This window comes from Rhizobium sp. AN73 (assembly GCF_030757975.1).
GTDB lineage: Bacteria > Pseudomonadota > Alphaproteobacteria > Rhizobiales > Rhizobiaceae > Agrobacterium > Agrobacterium arsenijevicii.
The window spans coordinates 850,615-866,238 of sequence record NZ_JARWME010000001.1; the positions used below are offsets into that span (position 1 = coordinate 850,615).

Annotated in this window: 13 protein-coding genes and 1 pseudogene; 11 read left to right on the plus strand and 3 right to left on the minus strand. The window is 60.2% G+C overall.

Going from position 1 to position 15,624, the window contains the following annotated elements; all coding sequences use genetic code 11:
• Positions 1-45: 45 nt before the first annotated feature.
• Together RBH10_RS03705 and RBH10_RS03710 are read left to right on the plus strand one after the other, a co-directional pair.
• The gene (locus tag RBH10_RS03705) at positions 46-1,149 is read left to right on the plus strand and encodes an LLM class flavin-dependent oxidoreductase (RefSeq protein WP_281038975.1); all 1,104 of its coding nucleotides are present in this window, start codon (positions 46-48) and stop codon (positions 1,147-1,149) included.
• Positions 1,150-1,261: 112 nt separating this feature from the next.
• The gene (locus RBH10_RS03710; protein ID WP_281038974.1) at positions 1,262-2,443 is read left to right on the plus strand and encodes an acyl-CoA dehydrogenase family protein; all 1,182 of its coding nucleotides are present in this window, start codon (positions 1,262-1,264) and stop codon (positions 2,441-2,443) included.
• A gap of 26 nt (positions 2,444-2,469) precedes the next feature.
• On the opposite strand, the gene RBH10_RS03715 is transcribed toward RBH10_RS03710, so the two are convergent.
• Positions 2,470-3,990, minus strand: coding sequence for an MFS transporter (locus tag RBH10_RS03715; protein ID WP_281038973.1), 1,521 nt, complete (start codon positions 3,988-3,990; stop codon positions 2,470-2,472).
• 168 nt (positions 3,991-4,158) lie between these two features.
• Between RBH10_RS03715 and RBH10_RS03720 the strand changes: the two genes are divergently transcribed.
• The 7 genes and pseudogenes from RBH10_RS03720 (at position 4,159) to RBH10_RS03750 (ending at position 12,372) form a co-directional block, all read left to right on the plus strand.
• Positions 4,159-5,007, plus strand: coding sequence for a LysR family transcriptional regulator (locus RBH10_RS03720; protein ID WP_281038972.1), 849 nt, complete (start codon positions 4,159-4,161; stop codon positions 5,005-5,007).
• A gap of 236 nt (positions 5,008-5,243) precedes the next feature.
• Positions 5,244-6,780, plus strand: a pseudogene (locus tag RBH10_RS03725) (FAD-dependent monooxygenase).
• Between the two features lie 118 nt (positions 6,781-6,898).
• Positions 6,899-7,993: a PspA/IM30 family protein gene (locus tag RBH10_RS03730; RefSeq protein ID WP_281038970.1), complete on the plus strand. Its 1,095-nt coding sequence runs from the start codon at positions 6,899-6,901 to the stop codon at positions 7,991-7,993.
• Positions 7,993-8,652 (plus strand): OB-fold-containig protein, encoded by a 660-nt coding sequence (locus RBH10_RS03735; protein WP_281038969.1) that lies wholly within the window; start codon positions 7,993-7,995, stop codon positions 8,650-8,652. The genes RBH10_RS03730 and RBH10_RS03735 overlap by 1 nt, the downstream gene beginning before the upstream one ends.
• Positions 8,653-8,662: 10 nt before the next feature.
• Complete coding sequence (locus RBH10_RS03740; protein WP_306180569.1) at positions 8,663-10,351, plus strand: flotillin family protein; 1,689 nt, start codon at positions 8,663-8,665, stop codon at positions 10,349-10,351.
• 376 nt (positions 10,352-10,727) lie between these two features.
• Positions 10,728-11,474, plus strand: coding sequence for a F0F1 ATP synthase subunit A (locus RBH10_RS03745; RefSeq protein ID WP_281038967.1), 747 nt, complete (start codon positions 10,728-10,730; stop codon positions 11,472-11,474).
• A 115-nt stretch (positions 11,475-11,589) separates the two neighbouring features.
• On the plus strand, positions 11,590-12,372 hold the full coding sequence (locus tag RBH10_RS03750) for a pyrroline-5-carboxylate reductase (protein WP_281038966.1): 783 nt from the start codon (positions 11,590-11,592) through the stop codon (positions 12,370-12,372).
• Positions 12,373-12,386: 14 nt separating this feature from the next.
• Here the strand turns inward: RBH10_RS03750 and RBH10_RS03755 are convergent, their stop codons facing one another.
• On the minus strand, positions 12,387-12,995 hold the full coding sequence (locus RBH10_RS03755; protein ID WP_281038965.1) for a nucleotidyltransferase domain-containing protein: 609 nt from the start codon (positions 12,993-12,995) through the stop codon (positions 12,387-12,389).
• A 20-nt stretch (positions 12,996-13,015) separates the two neighbouring features.
• A complete protein-coding gene (locus RBH10_RS03760; protein WP_281038964.1) occupies positions 13,016-14,392 on the minus strand; it encodes a PLP-dependent aminotransferase family protein in 1,377 nt (458 codons plus the stop codon).
• Between the two features lie 136 nt (positions 14,393-14,528).
• Between RBH10_RS03760 and RBH10_RS03765 the strand changes: the two genes are divergently transcribed.
• Both RBH10_RS03765 and RBH10_RS03770 read left to right on the plus strand, forming a co-directional pair.
• Positions 14,529-14,933 (plus strand): VOC family protein, encoded by a 405-nt coding sequence (locus RBH10_RS03765; protein ID WP_045015598.1) that lies wholly within the window; start codon positions 14,529-14,531, stop codon positions 14,931-14,933.
• A gap of 36 nt (positions 14,934-14,969) precedes the next feature.
• The gene (locus RBH10_RS03770) at positions 14,970-15,599 is read left to right on the plus strand and encodes a LysE family translocator (RefSeq protein WP_281038963.1); all 630 of its coding nucleotides are present in this window, start codon (positions 14,970-14,972) and stop codon (positions 15,597-15,599) included.
• Positions 15,600-15,624: the final 25 nt, after the last annotated feature.

Sequence of the window (15,624 nt, forward strand, 5' to 3'; positions counted from 1 at the left end):
TGCACCGCGCCCTAACATGCATGCATTGAACCTGAAGGAGCGCCCATGTCCGCGGAATTTATCAGCGTAAGCTTTCCCAATGCATCGAACGACTTGAACCCTGTTCCCGATGCGCCTGTGGATCCTGTTTTTCTGGAGCGCTATGCCCGCGCCCTTGATGATTACGGTTTCAACTATACGCTGATCCCCTATTCCTCCTCTTCTTTCGATCCTTTCACGCTGGGCGCCACGGTGTTGGCACACACGAAAAACATCAAGATCATCGTCGCCCTGCGCCCGAATACGGTTTACCCGACCGTTGCCGCCAAGTCGCTCGCAACGCTCGATCAGTTGAGCGGCGGGCGTGTCGTGGTGCATTTCATTGCCGGCGGCAGCGACGAAGAACAGGCGCGCGAAGGCGATTTCCTCAACAAGGAAGAGCGTTACGAGCGGCAGGAGGAATATATCCGCATCCTGCGTCTGGCGTGGACCTCCACAGAGCCCTTCGACTTCGACGGAAAATATTACCAGTTCAAACAGTTCCGCAGCGCCGTGCGGCCCACCAACGGGCTTATTCCGATTTCGCTCGGCGGCTCCTCGGATGCCGCCTATCGTATCGGTGGTGCACTCTGCGATATTTTCGGACTCTGGGGAGAACCGCTTGCTGAAACCAAACAGCAGATCGAGCGGGTTTACGCGGAAGCCGCAAAGGCCGGCCGGACCGATCGCCCCCGCATCTGGGTCACATTCCGGCCGATCGTCGCCGAGACGGATGAGCTTGCCTGGGAAAAGGCCCACAGAACTCTGGATCGGTTGAACGAGAGCCGCCAGAAAGGTGTAACCCGCGCACCGCTCAATGCGCCGCGTCCGGCCAATGTCGGTTCGCAACGGCTTCTGGAGATTGCCGCACGCGGCGACGTGCATGACCGTGCCCTCTGGTATCCGACAGTCACCGCCACCAATGCCAGTGGAGCCACCACCGCACTGGTCGGTTCCCCGCGCACGATTGCGGATTCCATCCTCGACTATATCGATCTTGGCGCCGATCTGATCTCGATCCGCGGTTATGACAATTACAACGATGCGGTCGATTATGGCCGGTATATCCTGCCGCTTGTCCGTGAGGGCATTCGTGAACGGGAAAATGCGAAGAAAAAGACCGCTGCCTGATGCCGCGATCCGGCCCAGTCGCCTGACCGGGCACTTTTTTGAAGTGCAGAAGGAGCCGGCCACCCCTTCCCGGGAGATGGCGTTCCACCACAGCCAGAGAGCCTCGACCCACATGTCCCATGATACAGCCGTCCTCGACGCAACCGTGCGCATCCTCGCGCAGGCCGCACCGGATGCGGACCAGACCGGCCAGTTTCCCTGGACGGGTATTCGTGCCGTTCACGAAAGCGGTCTTCTCGAAAGCACGGTTGCGACGCGTTACGGCGGCCAAGGTGCCACGCTTGCCGATACCGCCCATATTCTGGCGGCACTCGGCCGGGGTGATCCTTCCGTGGCCCTGATCAGCGCCATGACGATCTTCACCCATCTCGCCCAGACAGCAAAAAGCCACTGGCCCGAAGATCTCTACCGACGGCTTTTGGTGGACGCAAAACAACGGCCGCTGCTGCTCAATGCCGCGCGTGTCGAGCCGGAACTGGGGTCGCCCGCGCGCGGTGGCCTGCCCGCAACGCTTGCCCGCCGGACAAAAAACGGCTGGTCGATCACCGGCCGCAAACGCTTCGTGACGGGTGCATATGGCCTGACGCATTTTCTTGTCTGGGCGCAGACCGATGAAACACCGGCGCGTGTCGGAACATTCGTGGTGCCGAACGGATTGCCGGGCATCAAGGTCATCGAGAACTGGCAGAGCCTTGGCATGCGCGCCACGGGATCGCACGACGTGGAATATACCAATGTCGAAATCCCGGCGGAAAACGTCATCGACCTCGTCGACCCGTCGGTCGCCCAGCAGGACAACCGGGCGCATGCGGCGCTCACGCTGGCTTTGACCGCGCTTTATCTCGGCGTGGCCGAGGCCGCTCAGGCCACCTTCATCCGCTTCGCGCATGAGCGTGTACCGGCCAATCTCGGCCATCCCATCGCCCGCACAGAGCGTTTCGTCACGCTTTCTGGCGAAATCGACCTGCTTGTTTCCGGCGCCCGCCAGATCATTTTCGGCACGCTCGAAAACAACAATGGCGAGGCGGAAGGTTTTATCAGGGCAAGGCTGCTTGCCGGCCGGCAGCTGCGCGATGCCGTGCAGATTGCGGTGCGTGGCATCGGCAACCCTGGTCTCGGTGCCGATCTGGGGCTGGAGCGGCATTTCCGCGACATCCAGACCGTCCTCGTCCATGCACCGCAGGAAGATACGTCGATTTCCATTTTAGGCCGCGCTGCCTTTGGCCGCTGGAGCCGCGAAGAGACCGCCGCTGCCCAACCTTCGGTGGGGCTGCAAATCCTGAAAACTGCCTGAATCACCCTGCTGCGCAAAAACCGCCCCTAACCATGGGCAAGCTTTCGCGCCGGCCCGAAGACTATAAAACTGAGAGCGGCGAGCAACCAGACACTGACGCCGGCATAGAGCATGACCATGCCGAAACCGTCCGCGAGTGCCTGATGGACGAGCGCGGCCGAAACACGCTCTGCCGACGACCCCGCGGTTCCTGCGGCGATCTTCTCTGCAAGCGAACGCAGGTCAGACACGTCAGCACCGGAGGGCAGGTTCGCCCGAAGCGAAGACCAGACGCCCTGAACCAGAATGAAGCCCATGATCGGGATGTTGATGGCGAGCGAGATCATTCGCGCGCTCATGTCGATGCCCGACGCCATGCCGGAACGGGCGGCGGGAACCGCACCCGTGGTCGTGTTGGTGACCGGCGTGTTGGTGAGGCCAAGCCCGACACCGGACAGGATGCAGCCGGGCAGCATGGTCAGCCAGCTCGCATTTGCGGCACCGCTACCGAGCTTCATCAGCATGAAGCCGAGACCGATGGTGAACAACCCGGCCGGGATGACAAGGCGGGGTTGATAGCGCAACGACAGACGCTCGGCCAATGGCGGCACGACCAGCGCGGGCAGCGTATAGGCGAGCAGACCGAGACCGGCGGTGACGCTGTCATAACCAAGGCCTGCCTGAAACCAGATCGGCAGATAGATCATGAACGGCCAGAAGCTGATGTTCATTGCCGCCGAACCGATGATAGCACCGGAAAAAGGCCGGATCTGGAACACGGAGAAGTCGAACATCGGTCTCGGAGTAAGCTTTTCCACGATGACGAAGGAAATGAAACTTGCGACCGACACGCCAAGGATCAAAAGCGCCTTTGGACTGGCAAAGCCGAGTTCCGGCCCCTGCGTGATAAAAAAGGCAAGGCAGAATACGGCAATCGAAAGCGTGGTGATGCCGGCAAGATCGAGACGCGTTGCCTCTGGATCGCGTGATTCCTTGACGCCACCCACGGCAAGCAGCAATGTCACGACGCTGAGCGCCACATGAACGAGGAACACCCATTCCCAGCTCCAAAGCGCAACGATGGCGCCACCGATGATCGGGCCGAAACCGAGCCCCACACCGGAAATGATACCCCACCAGCCGAACGCCATGCCGCGCTCGCGCGCCGTGCGAAACTGTTGCGACAGGATGGCGATCTGGCACACCAGCATTGCCCCGCCGCTCAGGCCCTGAAGGAAACGCGTGCCGATCAACACCGCCACGCTTTCCGTCATGCCGCAGGCGAGGGAGGAAAGGGCGAAAGCGACGATGCTTGCGATGAAGACGCGCTTGCGACCAAAACGGTCGGCCAGCGCGCCGGTTGCCATCAGCACCATCGTCACACCGATCGTATAGGCATTCATGATCCACTGAAGCTGCCGGAAATCCGCATGCAGCACCTGTTCGAGCGTTGGCAGGATCGCCGGCACACTGGAGATTTCCAGTCCGAACATCAGGGCGGAGAGACAGACGGCAGCGAGCGCGAAGGCGCTTTTGCTGCCGGTTGGGGCGGTAACGGCAAGGGTCATTCTTCAGCCTTTTATGGTTCGGACCGTCGCGGCGAAATCCTGTCGTGGCGGAAAGCCGCACTCGCTCCAGTCCGTGAGTTGCAGAGCCGGGGGCAAACTAACCAAAGCTTGACCATAACTGAATTGGATGATTGGATATTTCAGAGACAACAAAATAGGATTATCGATATGACCACGCTGGATGTGGATGCCGTCCAGGCCTTCGTGACGATCGCCGATCATCAGAGCTTCACCCGCGCCGCCGAAGCGCTCGGAACTACACAGGGCGCCATCAGCGTCAAGCTGAAGCGGCTGGAAGACCGACTCGGTCAGCGGCTGATTGAACGGACGCCACGCTCGGTGCGACTATCGGCGCAGGGTGCCGTATTTCTCGCGCCCGCCCGCGAATTCCTTGCGGCGCATGATCGCGCCATCGTCGGTCTTTTCGCCTCGCGCCGACGTTTCGGCCTTGGCATTGCCGCGCACGTTGCGGGGCCGGAAGTGCCGACCCTGCTGGCGCGGCTCAACGCACATGATCCGGGACTGACGATTGAAGTGCGGATGGACCATTCCCGCAACTTGCTGGACGCTTTCGACCGGGGTGAAATAGACGCCGCAATCATCCGGCGCGAAGACGACAGGCGCGACGGCGAGGTGCTTGGGCAGGAGCATTTCGGCTGGTTCGCAGCCCCGCAATTCGAACATCGTCAGGGCGAACCCTTGCGGCTGGCAGCGCTTTCGCCAACCTGCGGCGTGCGCAACATCGCCGCCCGCGCGCTCGATTCCGCCTGCATTGCGTGGACGGAAGTCTTTCTGGGCGGCACATCATCGATGGTGAGCGCAGCCGTCTCGGCGGGACTCGCCATTTCAGCCTTCTCTTGCCGGCTGGCGCCGCCCGGCACTATCGAGGTAAGCCAGCGTTTCGGCCTGCCGCCGCTTCCACCCACGGAGATCATCATGTTCTCCACCCTTACCGACAGCAGATCCCGCGAGGCGCTGCGCGCACTCGCCGCCGCTTTCCGGGAACATCGGGCGTGACTGTGAGGGATGGCAACTCTTGCCAGCCGATTGTTCCGGCGCTATAGAACACACGTCGAAAAAAGGCACGACTTGGTGTGGTCTAGCCCAAGTCCTTTCGGAAACGAAAGATCTGTCCATGCCCTGTGCATGAGTCCCACGACGAACAACGGCGCTGTTCAGGCGTCAATTTGTTCGTCCGTGTGGTTGTCAAAAACGACGAGCCGCTCCGGTCGAACGACCCAAAGGAGCCGCTCATGCCAAATACCGCAGAGATTTATGATGTCGTAATCGCCGGCGCCGGCCCGGTCGGTCTGTTTCTCGCCTGCGAGCTGCGTCTCGCAAACCTCTCCGTACTGGTGCTGGAACAAGCGCCGGACCCTTATTCCCCGCTAAAGAAACTCCCCTTCGGCATGCGCGGCCTTTCCGCACCCACCATCGAAAGCTTCCATCGTCGTGGTTTGCTGGATGATATTGCCGAACAGCAGGCGAAAGAACAATCGAACGGCAGCAACGCGTTGGCCGCTCACTGGATGCACCAGAAACGCCGACCGGGCGGCCACTTCGCCGGCATTCAGTTCTTCCACGACAATGTCGATACATCGAAATGGCCCTATCGCCTGCCCGGTTCGATGCCTGTCACCATGGCCTCCAGCATGGCAGAGATCGAATCTGTTCTAGAGAAACGCGCAACCGCAATGGGTGCTGAAATCAGGCGTGGCACCGGTGTTGATGGCTTCGAGCAATCGGACGAGGTCGTGACCGTTCATGCCGACGGTCAGGCATTTTGCGGGCGCTGGCTCATTGGCTGCGATGGCGGCCGCAGCACCGTGCGCAAAAAAGGCGGTTTCGATTTTATCGGCACCGATCCCGAATTCACGGGCTATTCCGTGATGGTCGAGATGGCGGATCCGGAAAAACTCGTTCCGGGCCGCCACTACACGCCGACGGGCATGTACACCTATCAAGAACCCGGAATCATCGCGATGGTCGATTTCGACGGTGGCCGGTTTCATCGAACCCAACCGATCACACGGGAACATGTGCAGGCAGTATTACGGCATGTTTCCGGCACCGATGTCACGGTGACGAGCGTTGAACTCGCAACCACCTGGACGGATCGCGCTTATCAGGCAACGACATACCGCAACGGCCGGGTATTGCTGGCGGGAGATGCCGCGCATATCCACTCGCCGCTCGGCGGCCAGGGGCTTAATCTCGGACTGGGCGATGCGATCAATCTTGGCTGGAAGCTTGCAGCAACGATCCATGGCGATGCGCCGGATGGATTGCTGGACAGCTATACGAGCGAGCGGCACCCGGTGGGCGCGCAGGTCCTCGACTGGTCACGCGCCCAGGTCGCGCTCATGCGCCCAAGCCGAGGCACGCGGGCGCTGGAGGCCATCATCCGCGATCTCATCGAGACCCGCGATGGCGCGACATATTTCGCCGAGCGTGTATGGGGTATTTCCCTCCATTATGACCTTGGCGGCAACCATCCGCTGGTTGGCCGCAGCGTTCCGGACTTCGAACTGGCTGACGGGAGGAAGATCGGCGAACTTCTGAGGAGAAGGTAAAGGTCTGCTTTTGAACTTCTGCGCGGATGCATCGCTTGAAGCGCTGGCTGGTCGTTGGGCCGGTCGGATATCATATGTCGCAGGCGAAGCCATGGACCAGCTGGGGTTAAGCACCGTGCTGGTGCGCCCCGACGGCATTGTCGCATGGGCCTCGGAAGCTATTCCCGACGAGGATGAGATAGCAAAGGCAGCAGTCCGATGGTTCGGCACGGCTTAAAGTACATCTGAAGCGGGCAATCCGCTTATGCAGGGTTGAAAAATTCGCCGATATTTCGCAGCACCTCCTTGAAAGCACCAATGAAGTGCTTTATATATTTCGTATGAACACGAAACTGTTGTCCAACGTCGTTTTGGCACTCAATCTGTCGGAGGAGGACCGGTCTTCTCTCGAAGAAACACTCTTTGCATATCGGCTTGCAATGGCGATCCTCGACCAGACCGAAGGCGCCAATCTCGTTGCGCTGCATGCAGCAGCTTACGAAGAAATCAGGGCCAAGACCGGCCTTCCTTCCCGAATGGTGACGCTGGCTTTACGCGACCATAGCCATCGTGATCCGCGGGAGCCGGTGCGGGACATCCCGCTCGACAGCAAGCTGTTTTCGGTCAAGGGGCCGGATACTCTCAGCATCGCCACCCTCTCGGGCCGCGTCGTGGTGCCCTATATCGTGCGGGGCTATCAGGACGGCTGGAATGACTTTTCAGAAGCACGCCTCGTTTTTGAGGGCGAAACCATCAGCATCCATGCCGGCATAAAAGCCGGTTTCCAACCAAACAGGGAGGCTTCGATGAACAATGAAGGTATTCTTGGCCGACTCGGCCGTGTCATCGCCGGTGTCGTGAACACCGCCGTCGACGCAGCTGAGGCATCCAATCCGGTCGCTGTCGCGCAGCAGGCGGTGCGGGAAATAGCAAAGATCGCCGATGAGGCACGATCCGCCCTCGGCGTGGCAGTTGCCGCTGGTCATCGCCTCAAAGCCAAGGCAGCCGATCTCGACGAGGAAATCCGCGATCTCGACGACAAGATCAGGATCGGGCTCGAAAACGGCCGCGAGGATCTGGCACGGGCGGCTACCGGGCTGCAGATCGATCTGGAGGCGCAGCGCGAGGCGCTGAACAAGGCTATCCTCGAGAATGCCGCCGAAATTGCAGAGGCTGAAACCACGTTGCGCAGCATCGCCTCTGCCAAGGCGGATGCGCAAAAGCGGCTTGAGGACGCCAAGCGCGCCGAACGCATCACGCCCACGGCCGATACGACCCCATCCCAGCGCAACGACCGCCGCCTGGCTGACGCGCTCGACGCCATCGAAAGAGTAACCGGCACCCCGGCCAAGCCCAACAACGGCGCAGCAGAGGTTGATGAACTCGGCCGCATGCAGCGCCAGAGCGCCATCGAAGCGCGGCTCAAGGCATTCCGCGAGGGACAACGCTGATGGAGGGCATTGTCCAGCCAGGCACTGCTCCCTTCTGGATCGCCCTGCTGACGGTCGCCGGACTAGGCATCGTTGAACTTGTCTCGGTTCTGCTTGGCATATCGGCTTCAGGGCTTATTGATGACAGCTTCAGCTATCACGCGCCAGGCGATACCGAAGCGGGATTGCTCGGCAGCTGGATGTCCTGGCTCAACGCCGGTGGTGTGCCGCTACTTGTTCTAGCGGTTATCCTGCTCTCGGCTTTTTCCGTCGCCGGTTTTTCCATCCAGGCAATCGCGTCAGCAACGTTCCTTGGGCCGTTGCCGCTTTATGCGGCCGTGACGGGCGCGCTCGCCGCCAGCATTCCGACGACACGGTCACTCAGCCTGGCCGTTGCGAAGATCATTCCACGCGATGAGACAAACGCACTCGAGCAGGCCGATTTTCTGGGACTTGTGGGCACGGTCACCATCGGACCTCTCGATCAGGGCAAGCCCGGCACCGTGCGGGTCAAAGACCGGCATGACAATATTCACTTCCTGCGCGCGCAGGCCGCATCCGGTCATACGATCGATACGGGTGCGCAGGTATTGATCGTCGACGGCGTGGACGGGCTTTTCCAGGCCATTCCGGCGCCGCCGGATCTCGAAATTTATCATAGCGGGCATAACAGGGGCTAACTCACCATGGATTTCTTTTTCTTTGAGCCTGATTGCCGGGGTCATCGTCACAGCGATCGTCGTCATCGGCATCATCATGACGTCGCTTTATACGCGGTCGACGCGCGATAAAGCCTATGTCAGAACCGGCCTCGGCGGCAAAAAAGTCGTTCTCGACGGCGGCGCGATCATTCTGCCGATCTTCCATTCCTATTCCTGGGTCTCGCTCAGCACGCTGCGGCTGGAGGTCAAAAGGTCCGAGCATGAATCGCTCATCACCAAGGACCGCATGCGCGCCGACATCACTGCCGAATTTTACGTGCGCGTGAAGCCGGACGCCGAAAACATTGCGCTCGCCGCCCAGACGCTTGGGGATCGGACAAACGACGCCGATGCGCTGAAATCCCTTGTCGAAGCGAAGTTTGTCGATGGTTTGCGCTCGGTTGCCGCTACCATGTCGCTGCGCGATCTGCAGGAACAGCGCGCCGAATTCGTCAAATCGGTCCAAGCAGCCGTCGCTCACGATCTGCAATCCAACGGCCTGGAACTGGAATCGGTCTCGCTGACCCGGCTCGACCAGACCGACATCAAGCATTTCAACCCCAATAACACCTTCGATGCCGAGGGTTTGACGGCGCTCACAAGGATCACCGAGGAGCGCAAACGCGAGCGCAACCAGATCGTCCGCGATAACGAAGTCGAAATTGCCACCAAGGACCGCGAAGCGGTGCTGCGACGCCTGACCATCGAACGCGAACAGCGCGACGCTGAGTTGACGCAGGAGCGCGATATCGCAAACAAGACTGCGGAAACCCGCGCGGAAGCGGCAAGAGCCGAACAGGCGGCCCGTCTCAACGAGGAAACGGCAAAGCTCGATACGGAGCGTGGCATTGCCGAGCGGGATGCGGAAGCCCGTCAGGCACGGGAAACCGCCCGCATCGAGGCCGAGCGCGGTATTGCCGAACGAGAGGCGGAGGCACGCAAGATCACGGAAACGGCACGCATCGAAGCGGCCATCGCCGTCGCGCAGAAGGTGGAGCAGGAACATGCCGCCCGTGCCAAAGCAGACGAGGCAAAAGCTGCCGCTATTACAGCGGAAGAACAGGTTGCGACTGCACGCGAAGTGGAAATCGCCGAACGTGCCAAACGTATTGCCGTGATCGACGCTCGCAAGGCGGCCGAACAGGAAGCGACAGCGATCACCGTGAAAGCGGAAGCCGAGCGGGAGGCTGCGGAAAACCTGGCCGCCGCCGCCAAGATCGGCGCAGAAGCCGAGGCGCAAGCCGCAAAAATCCGCGCCGAAGGCATCATCGCGCTCGGCGATGCGGAGGCGCAGGCGGAAAGGGCAAAGAACGATGCGCGCAACGCACTTTCCGGCGATATCATCGAATTCGAACTCGCCCGCGCGAGGATCGCCATCATCCCCGAGGCGCTTGCCGAAGCGATGAAACCCATCGAGAAGATTTCCGACATTCGTATCTTCAGTGCTGGCAATCTGGCCGGTGCACTCGGCGGCAGCGGCAACGGGCAAAGCGGCAATGGCTTGGGCGATCTTTCAAGCCAGCTTCTCAGCTTTACCGCGCAGAAGCCGGTTCTAGACGAAATTCTGGCACAGGCCGGTTTCAAGGGTGCCGACCCGACACAGGCCCTGCTGGCGGCCTCGATCACGAATTCCGCTGATCGACCAGCTTCCGGAAAGCAACCACAGAAAGACACGTAAGGTCATATTGCCCGTTACGACAACAACGAAAAACGCGGTCAGCCCGAAGGCGACCGCGTTTTTCTTTGCCGTGCTTTCAGGAAAGCTGCTGCAGGTTCCAGCAATTTATCGGTCTCCGCGCCGATACCTTTGCCCGAAAGCCATTGCCACCCGCCGACGATTTGGCTAGAAAGCGCTCGTGCGGGACGACCCGCGCCTTGAAGCGTTGCGGGGACGGCCCTGATTCTCAATCTTGGGATCAGGATGACCGACGTAACGACCACCCTCCCCATTTCTGATGCTCCACCAAATGCGCAGTCTTCCTGCGTCCGGCACAGCCGCGACCTCGAGCATCAATGTATCCCCGTCATTGCCGCAATTTACTGAAGGACCTTCCATGGCCGGCCCTATCGAACAATTCGAAGTCAAACCTCTCGTTGAAATCACCATCGGCGATATCGATCTCAGCTTCACCAATGCCTCGGCATACATGTTCCTCACCGTCACCCTGGCGAGTTCATTCCTGTTTCTGGCGACCAGCAAGGCCCGCCTGGTGCCTGGCCGGTGGCAATCCAGCGCGGAAATGCTTTACCTGTTCGTCGCCAAGACCCTGCGCGACAATGCCGGAGAGCCGGGAATGCGGTTCTTCCCCTTCGTCTTCTCGCTTTTCATGTTCATTCTGTTTGCAAACATGATCGGCATGTTTCCTTACGCTTTCACCGTCACAAGCCAGATCATCGTCACATTCGGTCTTGCCATGATGGTGTTCAGCACCATCACGCTCTATGGCCTATTCAAACACGGCATCCGCTTTCTCGGCCTGTTCAAACCGGCCGGAATCCCGGTTATTCTCGCGCCCATCATCGTGCCAATCGAAATCATCTCCTATATTTCGCGCCCGGTCAGCCACTCCGTCCGCCTGTTTGCCGTCATGCTTGCCGGTCACATCACCCTGAAAGTCTTTGCCGGTTTTGTCGTGTCGCTGGCGAGCATCAATGCGCTTGGGATGGTCGGCGCCATCGCACCACTTTTCATGACGGTCGCGATCACGGCATTGGAGTTCCTGATGGCCGCTATTCAGGCATATGTGTTCACGATGCTGACCTGCATGTATCTCAATGACGCATTGCATCCGGGTCACTAACGCAGCGATCAGGAAATCGGCCATCTCCTTGTCGACAATTCCGGTCGGAAAATTTAGCATTGCGTGAAAACTTGGCGACCGACATATATTTCGGCCCTCGCCAAACGGAGTCATCATGTCCCTTCCCCAGAAAATTGGTTTTATCGGAACCGGCGCGATCACCGATGCGATGGTGCGGGGGTTGCTCAGCAAGCCTGTCGCCGTGCCGCATGTCATGGTGTCCCAGCGCAGTGCGGATATTTCTGCGAAGCTCGCCACCGATTTTCTGCATGTGATCGTCACCAGTGACAATCAGGCGATCGTCGACGGCTGCGATACCGTCGTTCTGGCGATCCGCCCGCAGGTTGCCGAAGACGTCATCCGGCCCCTGCGGTTTCGCGATGGCCAGAAGGTCATAAGCGTCGTTGCCGCAACCGACCGGCAAGCGCTGCTCGACTGGATCGGCGCGGATGTGCGTCTCACACAGGCGATCCCCCTGCCCTTTGTCGCCCGGCGCAAGGGCGTCACCGCCGTTTATCCGTCCGATGCGGAGACCGCCGCAATCTTCAATGTGCTCGGCAATGCTGTGGAATGCGAGACCAAGGCGGAATACGACCTTCTCGCCGCCGCAAGCGCCCTGATGGCCACCTATTTCGGTATCCTGCAACAGACGACGGAGTGGCTCGCCGAAAACGGCCTACCGGAAGAAAAAGGCCGCGCCTATCTTGCACCCCTCTTCGCCGGGCTTTCCGAAGTGGCGCTCCTTGCGGGCAAGGACACCAACTTCACCGATCTCAGCCGTGAATTCGCCACCAAAGGCGGGTTGAACGAGCAGGTCCTGCAGGACTTCGACAGCAATGGCGGTTCGGACGCATTGAAGCAGGCTTTGAGCCGTGTGCTGGAGCGGATCACGCAATAGGCGAAATTCGACGCCTACAGCGCCCTTGCCCAGTCGTGGCCCGGGTGAAGGCGATCAAGACAATCCCGTAACCACCGATGCTCAGGCGCGGGCAATTTCGGCGTGGCATTTGCGAAGTCCTCTTCGTCCTTGGGACGGCGGTACTTTGCCTTGAACAGAAGTACGGCGGAAGGATTGAGGTAAGGGATACCGTCAGCGGCCAGCGCCACCATTTCGGTGCGGGGCCGTGTAATCTGCGGATCCCTCTTGTAGACCCATAAGTCATTCGTTCCCGGCTCGATCATCATATCGGCCCGCCAGCGGCCGGCGGCGCGATCGAAACACCAGATTTGAAAAATCTCCGTTGCCGGTTCCTGATCTGCGGCCAATAGTTCGAGCACACCGTCATTGACGGTGTAGAATTCCATATCGTTCAATTCACGCCTGATGACGCCCAGATCTTCACGCAGGACCGTGAATTCAAGATCGTCATGCTCGCGCGTCTTCTTCCCGTGCCACAGATCGAGAGCCCAGCCGCCAACGACGCACCAGGGCCTCGATACGCCACCCAGTCGTCGGGATAGTTCGGCAGGGCTCCAGGGTTCCCAGGCATCCTGGTCCGGTACAACAGGGCGTTTATTCATGGCTGTCGGGTCTCTTTTGTCTAATTATTGTTGTGGTGATTTAGCTCGTTGGGCCGCCGCCTCAGCAGCCCCGCCAGAAGCGTCAGCGCCCCGGTCAAGTCATCGAAGGACGGACTGCCGAGGCAAAGCCGAATACCACTCGCCTGATCTTGCCTATCCACCATCATGGACTCTGGAGCGGTCAGCCTAATGCCGCTTGCGGCTGCGACGGATAAGAAATGATTGGCGGCATCGCGTTCCATCGGCAGCCAGACATTGTATGCATCGGGATGCGAGACAAGTTCGCTCGCACCGAGAAGGGAAACGGCAAGACCGGAGCGTCGCCGCGCCTCATGGCGCAGATCGCGCTGGATCGACGAGATGACGCCGGTTGTCAGCCAGTCCTCGACCACCGCGCAGGAGAGTGCCGAGGGAGCCATCGGCACATCCTGCAAAAGGCGTGCCGCTGCATCCTTCTGCCCTTCCGGCAATGCCAGCACACCGATCTGCAAACCGGGACCGAGCGACTTGGAAAGCCCGTTCACATGAAACGAGATATCGGGAGCGAGCGACGCCAACGGGAGCAAGCCACCCCGATCGGATGCCGCATAAACGCCGTCCTCGATGATCCAGACACCTGCCCGGCGGCAAATATCCGCAATGGCCTGCCGCCGTGCCGCACCCATGGTGGCGGTTGTCGGATTGTGCAATGTCGGCGTTAGATAGACCGCCCTGCGGCCGTGTGGTTCCATGCCGGCAAGTGCTTCCGCCAGCGCCTCCGGCACCATCCCCTCGGTATCGATCTCCACACCCTGCATCCGGCATCCTTTGCGCCTAAGAAGTGCGAGCGCACCGGGATAGGTGATCCGCTCGGTCAGCAGCAGGCCGTCCGGGCCACAGGCAAGATCGAAGGCCAGCGCCAGTGCCTGACGGGCACCACTCGTCAGCACCAGATCTGAGGGATCAACGGACAAGCCCAGCGTTTCGAGCCAGCGGGCCAGAACACGGCGATGTTCCACATGCCCGGCGGGAGGAGCATAGAGGTTGAAATGATCCGCATCGATCTTGCGGGCGATCCCGGTCAGCGTCTTTGCCAGAATGCGGGGATTGAGCGTGGCCGGCGGCGCGTTGGACGAGAGGTCGATCTGCCGGTCACCATGCGCCTCCTGCAACGCCACGAATGTCCCCCGGCCCTTGACGCTGCGCGTCAGGCCGCGCCGTTCAAGAACGGCATAGGCTTTGGTTACCGTACCGAGGCCCACGCCCAGTTTCCACGCGAGATCGCGATGGGCTGGTAGGCGGGCACCGCCCGTCAACCGTCCCTCGATGATGTCGTCGGCAAGTGCAAGCACCAGCCGTTCAGTGGCATTCGCCTCGATATCTGCAAGGCGAGGCACCCAGGGGGATTGCAGCAGCACGGTCGTAACCTCGTTAAAAGTGTCACGTTACACTATTTCAATAACCAACAAGTGTAACATAAGCTATGACGGTGCTGAATGAAATCCACACTTTGCAACAGGCGACGGCCATTCTGGCGGGCGCATTGAGGTTCGAATGTTCAGCCACGTAACCGTCGGAACGCGTGATCTTCAGCGGGCGGGGCATTTCTATGATGCCGTGCTTGCCCCACTCGGCCTGAAACGCCGGGCAATTACACCCGACGGCGGCCCTGCGGCGCTTTGCTGGGTGGCCACGCGATCTCCCTTGCCGCGCTTTTATGTCTATCGTCCCTTCAACGGCGAAGCGGCCACGGTTGGCAACGGCAGCATGGTCGCCTTTCTGGCCCCCTCGAAGGAGGCGGTGAACGAGGCCCATGCCGGCGGGATGGCACATGGCGGAACGGACGAGGGCGCCCCCGGTCTGCGTCCGAACTATGGCGACGGTTATTTCGGCGCCTATCTGCGCGATCCCGACGGGAACAAGGTCCACATCGTTCACCGCGGCGATCTCCCGCAATAGTGCGGACAAGCGTTTTGATTTCCGGAGAAAGCCCTCGTGATCGCCAGCCAGCTCGCCCTTGTCTACGGCACCTATCTCATTGCCACCGCCAGTCCGGGGCCAAGCAACATGGCCATCATGGCAACGGCGATGCGTGACGGCCGTCTGCCGGCTCTTGCTCTGGCGGCCGGTGTCATTACCGGCTCGCTTTTCTGGGCGATCCTCACGGCGACCGGCCTATCCGCCGTGCTCACCGCCTATGCTCAGGCACTTTTCGTCATCAAGATTATCGGCGGCGTCTACCTGCTTTATCTCGCTTTTCGCGCCGGTAGGTCGGCCCTGAAGCCAGCATCCGACTTTGCACGGACGAATACCAGGCGTGCGACGCCACCTTATCGGGCGCTTTATCGGCAGGGCCTTTTGATGCATATCGGAAATCCGAAGGCCATCCTGTCATGGATAGCGATCATGTCGCTGGGGTTTCGCGAAGACGCGCCCGCCGGCATGTTGCCGGCAATCATCGGCGGCTGCGCCATTCTCGGCATTATCGTATTCGGCAGCTATGCCCTGCTTTTCTCGACCGCCTCGATGATTGCGCTTTACACCAGATTGCGGCGCTGGATCGAATCTGTACTTTCTGCCGTGTTTGCGGTTGCGGGGCTCAAACTGCTTGTCTGGCAAAGCTGATGGCCCAACATCGGCGCTGCCAATT

Excerpts from the sequence above, each read along its gene's own strand:
- RBH10_RS03705 (WP_281038975.1), top strand. The coding sequence starts at position 46 with ATGTCCGCGGAATTTATCAGCGTAAGCTTTCCCAATGCATCGAACGAC.
- RBH10_RS03710 (WP_281038974.1), top strand. The coding sequence starts at position 1,262 with ATGTCCCATGATACAGCCGTCCTCGACGCAACCGTGCGCATCCTCGCG.
- RBH10_RS03715 (WP_281038973.1), bottom strand. The coding sequence starts at position 3,990 with ATGACCCTTGCCGTTACCGCCCCAACCGGCAGCAAAAGCGCCTTCGCG.
- RBH10_RS03720 (WP_281038972.1), top strand. The coding sequence starts at position 4,159 with ATGACCACGCTGGATGTGGATGCCGTCCAGGCCTTCGTGACGATCGCC.
- RBH10_RS03735 (WP_281038969.1), top strand. The coding sequence starts at position 7,993 with ATGGAGGGCATTGTCCAGCCAGGCACTGCTCCCTTCTGGATCGCCCTG.
- RBH10_RS03745 (WP_281038967.1), top strand. The coding sequence starts at position 10,728 with ATGGCCGGCCCTATCGAACAATTCGAAGTCAAACCTCTCGTTGAAATC.
- RBH10_RS03750 (WP_281038966.1), top strand. The coding sequence starts at position 11,590 with ATGTCCCTTCCCCAGAAAATTGGTTTTATCGGAACCGGCGCGATCACC.
- RBH10_RS03755 (WP_281038965.1), bottom strand. The coding sequence starts at position 12,995 with ATGAATAAACGCCCTGTTGTACCGGACCAGGATGCCTGGGAACCCTGG.
- RBH10_RS03765 (WP_045015598.1), top strand. The coding sequence starts at position 14,529 with ATGTTCAGCCACGTAACCGTCGGAACGCGTGATCTTCAGCGGGCGGGG.